Source organism: bacterium (assembly GCA_022616075.1).
Taxonomy (GTDB): domain Bacteria; phylum Acidobacteriota; class HRBIN11; order JAKEFK01; family JAKEFK01; genus JAKEFK01.
This window is the reverse complement of record JAKEFK010000039.1, coordinates 1-6229: the sequence shown is the minus strand read 5'-3', so window position 1 is coordinate 6229 and position 6229 is coordinate 1. Positions and strand designations below refer to the sequence as shown.

The window sequence follows — 6229 nt, the reverse complement described above, 5'->3', positions numbered from 1 at the left end:
GTACGATATGCCATTTTTGTTGAGCCGCCTTTTCTACGTGCTATTTGGAATCGGAATGGTTGCTGTGAGCGCGAGAAATTTTGCGAGGAAGCATGTGAAAATTCGCGATAAACGTGTCACAGTGCGTGTCCCAATCGGCGAGCAGGCTCTTCCCCTGGAGGTGGCGGATCTTTCGCGTTTAGAAGGGCAGAGAGTGCCGGTTGGCATGTTCAGACAGATGTTGAATGTGGTGCGCATGGAACTGAAAGAGTTGGCCGGTCAAACTTGGCTAATGGTCTTCATGGTTATGATCGCGATTTTTCTGATAACACCGGATCGGGGCGGGGTTGGTCCAATGCACATCATCAGTCTCTACACATCCGGTTGGGTCGCCACAAGAGCGATGCTTCCACTCTCGCTGATGATGTGTTTCCTGATTTTGTTTGCCACAACGGAGTCTCTTCATCGGGAAAATCAGACTGATTTGAGTCCCATCCTTTATTCCACACCACTTTCCACTTTTTCGCTGCTAGCCGGCAAGGCGCTCGTTAATTTCATTGTTGCATTCGGGTCGATGTTCATCTCTTTTGTGTTTGTCGCAGGCCTGATCATAAGCAGTGGAGAAACGCCATTCGAGGTGATGCCCTTCGTTCAAACGTGGGGATTGCTGATTTTTCCAACTTTCATTTTCTGGACTGCGTTTGTAATGGCGGCATTTTCATGGACCAAAAATCGTATGTCAACCTATGGAATCGCGCTGGCGCTGATGTTTGTTACAGGCTGGGCAATTGCTAACAACAAAGTCAACTGGGTCACGAATTGGCCGCTGGTCAATACAGTCACCTGGTCTGATTTCGGTTCGTTCGATCTGGATCGAACAGCATTTGTTCTGAATCGTTTGTTTTATCTTTCATTGAGCATTTCGTTGTTTGCCTTTGCTGTTTTCCGTTTTCCGCGGCGCGTCGCTGATCGAAATCAAGCAAGACGAAAATTCGGATGGCGAATTGTAGTGCAGTTAACGGCGCTCCTTCTCCCACCTAGTGTGCTTGGATCGGTACTCTGGATTCAGCTGGAGCAAGGTTTTCAGGGAAGAGCGTCGCAGAATGCAGAAAAAGACTACTGGCGCAAAAACATGGCGAGTTTCATGAACGAGCCGCTTCCTCATCCCACACGAATCGAAATGGACATCCGTTTGGAACCGGCAACGCGCGAATTCCATGTTCGGGGCCTTTACGACTTGGAAAACAGGAAGGAGAAACCACTGTTTCGGATTCCGCTGACCGGAGTTGGTCGTTGGAAAAATCTGCGATGGTCTGTGAATGGAAAGGAATACACACCGGAGAATCGTTCAGGTATGTTTGTGTTTGTTCCGGATTCGCCTTTGCAGACAGGACAAACCATGAAGATTGGTTTTTCCTACGATGGAATCATGCTGCCCGGCATAAGCAGGAATGGCGGCCCGCTCGTTCTTGGCGAATTCATTCTTCCGGCGGGTGTGGCGCTCACCGGGCGTAATCCATGGTTCGTGCCGGTGCTTGGCTTTGTCGATTCTGTCGGAATCGATGAAAAAAACCGGTATGAGCCGGAGGATCCAGGCCCGCATTTTTACGAAGGAATCACGGATGCCGGCATCGACGATCTTTGTTGGACACAAACATTCGTGTCGATGTTCCGGAGGAATACTATGCAACTTCCATGGGCGTTCTTACATCAGAAAAAGTTTCCAACGGAAGAAGAGTTCTTACGTGGCAAAGTGATTACCCGGTGCGCGTTTTTAATGTGGTTGCAGGAAAGTGGACTTCAAGGAATGGAAAAGTTTCGATAGTTTATTACCATAAAAAACACTCTTACAACATAGATTTGATGGTGCTGGGATTGGATTCAGCGCGCCGGTATTACTCGCAATGGTTTGGTCCCTACGTTTGGAAGGAGCTGCGCATCAGCGAATTTCCTGCCTATGGGCTGTATGCGAGAGGAAATCCAACCAATATTTTCTTTTCTGAAGGGATCGGATTTTTAACGAAGGATTCCATGGACCAACCGGCCCAATTTGGGTTAAGCGCATTCGGCGTTACCGCTCATGAAGCTGCGCACCAGTGGTGGGGACACATGCTATCACCGGGAGAAGGTCCTGGCGGCATCGTGCTTGCGGAAGGGATGGCGCATTTTGCGACCCTGTGCTTGTTCGAACAGGTGCAAGGAGACGAAGTTCGCCGGATTATGAGCAAACAAATGGAAGCATACTACGGCGAGACACGCGCTGTTAGCTCCGAACGCCCTCTTTCAAAAAGCACCTTCTTTCGCGATGCGGATCAAACGGTGATTTACGACAAAGGAGGCTGGGTGTTCTGGATGATGAGAAATCTGCTCGGCCGCGATCCAATGTATGCCGGTCTAACGACGTTCATCCAGAAATGGCATCGTGGTCCGGATCATCCAGTGCTGGAGGACTTTGTCGCTCATATGAAAACCTTCGCGCGTGATCCGGAAGCTTACGATCACTTTACGCAACAGTGGTTTTTCGATGTTGTGATGCCTGAATACCGTTACATGGAAAAGCCACAGAAGCACAGAGTGGGAAACATGTGGGAAGTGAAAGCCGTGATTAAGAATGTTGGTAATGCAAACATGCCTGTAGACGTTTCAACATCCACGGGGCGACGCTTCGATAAAGAATATCGTGAATCGCGCACAAAAGTTTCGCTCAACGGAGGTCAGCAGCGTGAAATCATTTTGCAATGCGCTTTCGAACCGGATCGGATCGTTGTAGATCCCGACCTCCAAGTCTTTCATCTACAGCGAAACGCCGCAACCTACAGGTTTAAACCTTAGCGTCTTTGCGCCTTTGCGTTGAAGAGCTATGGTAACATCGCTTTCATGGCCGATTCATTACAATTTGTCGCGTTTCGGATCGGAACGCAGCAATTTGCAGTGGAAATTCATCGCGTTACGGAAGTAATCAGTTACTGCGAAATCACGCCTATACCCGGCGCTCCGCCATTCATCGAAGGAATGATCGACTTGCGAGGTCAGCTTGTCCCGGTTCTGGATATGAGGAAACGGTTAGGTCTGGCTGCAATCCACAATACGATGCAGACACGAATTCTGATTTTGCGAATGAACCGTCAAAAAATTGGGCTGATTGTGGATGAAGCCGACCAGGTCTACACGATCCCTGTGGAAATGATTCAGCCACCACCGGATGGAGCCGATTTCGTAATTGCCGTCGCAAAACATCAAAACCTCTTGCTCGTGATCCTGGATCTGGAGCGCCTTCTGAGCGGCGAAGAACAGGTAAATTTAAAGGCTATTGGAGGGCGGGCCTCCGTGCCCGCCAATCGGTAACAGATGTATCTCTATCAAGAAGCCAATACTCCCTTTCATTCGCTCCATCCTGTGACGAAACTCCTGATGTTATTATTTTGCATTGTGATCCCGTTTCTTGCAAAAACATTTTTGGTCACGGCTATCATTCTTGCCTTTTACGTGACATTGCTTTTATTTGCGCGCGGCGCGGGGAATGTTAAAAAATTCTGGAAAATGCTTTTGATTTTCTGGATTTTTACTTTTGCCATCTGGTCTGTTGTCCCCAAAATACGCGGTTCGGAGTGGAGTTTTGAAAATGCTGCGCTGCTTGCAACGAGAATCGATACGTTTGTTCTTGCCGGTTTGCTCTTTGTAACCATCACGCGCATCGAAGAATTTACTTTTGCTTTGACACGGATCGGAATTCCTTACAAAGTTGCCTTTACACTTTCGCTCGGTTTTCGTCTGGTTCCGCTTTTCTATCAGAATCTGCAAACAATTGTGGCTGCGCAGAAGTCCAGAGGCGTGGATCTTGAGAGTGGAGGTTTATCGGTAAAAGCGCGCAAATACGGTCCGATGATTGCCGCGCTCATCTCTTACAGTTTGCGGAACGCTGACTTGATGGCGATGTCCCTGGAAGCAAAAGGTTTTGGGTATCCGGGCAAGCGCACTTCTTATCTTGAGCCCAAAATCAGCTGGCGGGATGCGCTGGTGTTTGTTTGTATTGCGCTTATTCTTTTTACTCTGCTCAGATGAATCGCCCGCGCATCTGCCTTTCACTTTACGGAACAACCGATGAAGTCTGCACCGCCATAAATTCTTTTGATGCAGATTTGTTTGAAATCCGCCTGGATCTTTGCGCACATCTTGATGGCGCAAAAATTCGCGCTGCCACGAATAAACCACTTCTTTTTGCTTCTCACGGACGTCCGGATCTGCTCGAAAAGTACTGGCCTTTTGCAGACTATTTGGACGTGGAGCAGGGTGAAGCTTTGGGACAAAACTGCATTGTTTCGATTCATGCGAAAGAAGAAGATCCGGACAGTTTGTGGAAAAAATTATCCGGGGAGCACCGGACGAAGATTGTACTTGAAACGGAAAACTATGATGTGATCGCCAGGTTGATCAAGCTGAACAGGGAAAACAATCCGCTGGCACTCTGTTTTGCTGCGGGTGAAGTGGGCGCCTTCAGTCGTATTTTATCTGTTTTCAATGGAGCTCGCTGGATTTACGCAAGCCTGCCCGGTCGACCCACTGGAAACGGTCAATTTGACTTCGATCAATTGGTTGAAACTTATCGACTGCGGCGCTTCGAGAACACGCAACAGCTTTTTGTCTTTGGCGTCATCGGAAATCCAGTCGCGCACAGCCGGTCTCCGGAAGTTCAAAACAAGCATTTTGCAGATGCGTCTCTTCCATGGATTTATCTGCCCTACTTTTGCAAAGATTTGCCTGCACTCATGCGGAAAGCGCCTGAATGGAACACGAAAGGCTTTAGTATTACTCATCCTTATAAGGAAGAAGTCCTGTCCTTAGTAAACTCCGTTACTCCGGAAGTGCAGCGCCTTCGAGCTTGCAATACGGTTGCGCAGGTAAAGGGGAAGTGGATCGGGACAAACACGGATCTGAAGGGAATCGAGGTTTTGCTGAAAGACATTCCGGTGCAGGGCGCTTGCGCTGTGATCATCGGCGCAGGGGCATCGGCAAGAGCTCTGGCTTCCGTGATCAGTGCAAAGGTTTCCGAATTATGGATTTTAAATCGGACGTTAGAAAAGGCACAGCGATTGGCTTCAGAATTTCAGGCGATTAGCGGAGGGTTGGCTGATCTCCGCAATATCGATTACGACGTTCTCATTCAAGCCACATCGATCGGATGGATCAGTGGAGAGTGCCCCGTTGATATTCAGCATCTAAAACCGGGAGGCGTTGTAATCGATTCCATCTATCAAGATACGGAGCTTCTGAAGAGGGCGCGAGATCTCGGCTGCAGAACGCTCAACGGCGAGCCCTGGTTTCAGGCGCAAGCGCAGGCCCAGTTTCGCTGGTGGTCATCCTTGAACCTTTGAACTTTGAACCTTTGAACGTACTATATTCGAATGACCTGGCTTTCGATTGCGGCGGTTGTGGTAGCAGCGTCGGCGACAGTTCTCGGCGGGCTGCTTTTGTTACTCAAGCCCTACTGGGATTGGAAGGTCCTGCGCCTGACGATTTCCTTTGGCGCGGGTTACATGCTTGCGGCGGCCGCCCTTGCGATGATTCCCGAGAGTTTGAAGATTACCGATCAGGCTCCGCTCTTTTTTCTGGCCGGGTATATCACCATCCATTTCTTTGAGCACACGATCGTGCCTCATTTCCATTTTGGTGAGGAAACGCATCGGGAAGTCATGGTGAATCCGCTTGTTGGTCTCACTTCCATCTTTGGATTGAGCATGCATACCCTGTTTGATGGGATTTCGATCGGTTCCGGTTTTCTCATTTCACCCAAGCTGGGATTGCTCATTTTTGGCGCCGTGGTGCTTCACAAAATTCCGGAAGGTTTTACCATTTCTTCCATCATGCTGGCAAGTGGGCGCAGCAGGCGGACAGCAATCTATGCTTCTGCTGTTCTTGCGATCAGCACAATTCTGGGAGCCGTACTGATTTCTTTCTTCAGTCAAACGGTGAAATACGCGCTTCCTTTTTCTGCGGGAGTCACTTTTTACATCGCGGCATCCGACCTGGTGCCGATCATCAATGAGTCGAGAGGTCTGAGTCTATCGCTCGCTTTCTTTCTGGGAATTGTAATTTTTTATTTCACCGACCTGTTACTTGCCGGATATCTTATTTGATTCTTTCTTGGCGACTTGGCGGTTTATTGAATTTTAGCCGTGTAGTTGCAGAGCATTTGCCAAACGAATGCAGCATATGCTGTTTAGTTGTAAAGTGTTTCCATTGAAAACATTGT

The 6229-nt window shown here is 48.8% G+C and carries 6 protein-coding genes; all 6 read left to right on the top strand.

All coding sequences use genetic code 11. The features are described from left to right. The coding region (locus L0156_03505) for an ABC transporter permease (protein MCI0602054.1) at positions 1 to 1804 on the top strand (1804 nt) is incomplete at its 5' end. A 38-nt stretch (positions 1805 to 1842) separates the two neighbouring features. Then, positions 1843 to 2811: a hypothetical protein gene (locus L0156_03500; GenBank protein MCI0602053.1), complete on the top strand. Its 969-nt coding sequence runs from the start codon at positions 1843 to 1845 to the stop codon at positions 2809 to 2811. Between the two features lie 45 nt (positions 2812 to 2856). Further along, on the top strand, positions 2857 to 3324 hold the full coding sequence (locus L0156_03495) for a chemotaxis protein CheW (GenBank protein ID MCI0602052.1): 468 nt from the start codon (positions 2857 to 2859) through the stop codon (positions 3322 to 3324). A gap of 3 nt (positions 3325 to 3327) precedes the next feature. Next, complete coding sequence (locus tag L0156_03490) at positions 3328 to 4041, top strand: energy-coupling factor transporter transmembrane protein EcfT (GenBank protein MCI0602051.1); 714 nt, start codon at positions 3328 to 3330, stop codon at positions 4039 to 4041. Next, positions 4038 to 5351 (top strand): type I 3-dehydroquinate dehydratase, encoded by a 1314-nt coding sequence (locus L0156_03485; GenBank protein ID MCI0602050.1) that lies wholly within the window; start codon positions 4038 to 4040, stop codon positions 5349 to 5351. Before L0156_03490 ends, L0156_03485 begins: the two co-directional genes overlap by 4 nt. Positions 5352 to 5381: 30 nt before the next feature. Next, the gene (locus tag L0156_03480) at positions 5382 to 6113 is read left to right on the top strand and encodes a ZIP family metal transporter (protein ID MCI0602049.1); all 732 of its coding nucleotides are present in this window, start codon (positions 5382 to 5384) and stop codon (positions 6111 to 6113) included. The last annotated feature ends 116 nt before the right edge of the window (positions 6114 to 6229 follow it).

Coding starts and splice junctions, on each gene's coding strand:
- L0156_03500 (MCI0602053.1), top strand. CDS start 1,843: ATGGTGCTGGGATTGGATTCAGCGCGCCGGTATTACTCGCAATGGTTT.
- L0156_03495 (MCI0602052.1), top strand. CDS start 2,857: ATGGCCGATTCATTACAATTTGTCGCGTTTCGGATCGGAACGCAGCAA.
- L0156_03490 (MCI0602051.1), top strand. CDS start 3,328: ATGTATCTCTATCAAGAAGCCAATACTCCCTTTCATTCGCTCCATCCT.
- L0156_03485 (MCI0602050.1), top strand. CDS start 4,038: ATGAATCGCCCGCGCATCTGCCTTTCACTTTACGGAACAACCGATGAA.
- L0156_03480 (MCI0602049.1), top strand. CDS start 5,382: ATGACCTGGCTTTCGATTGCGGCGGTTGTGGTAGCAGCGTCGGCGACA.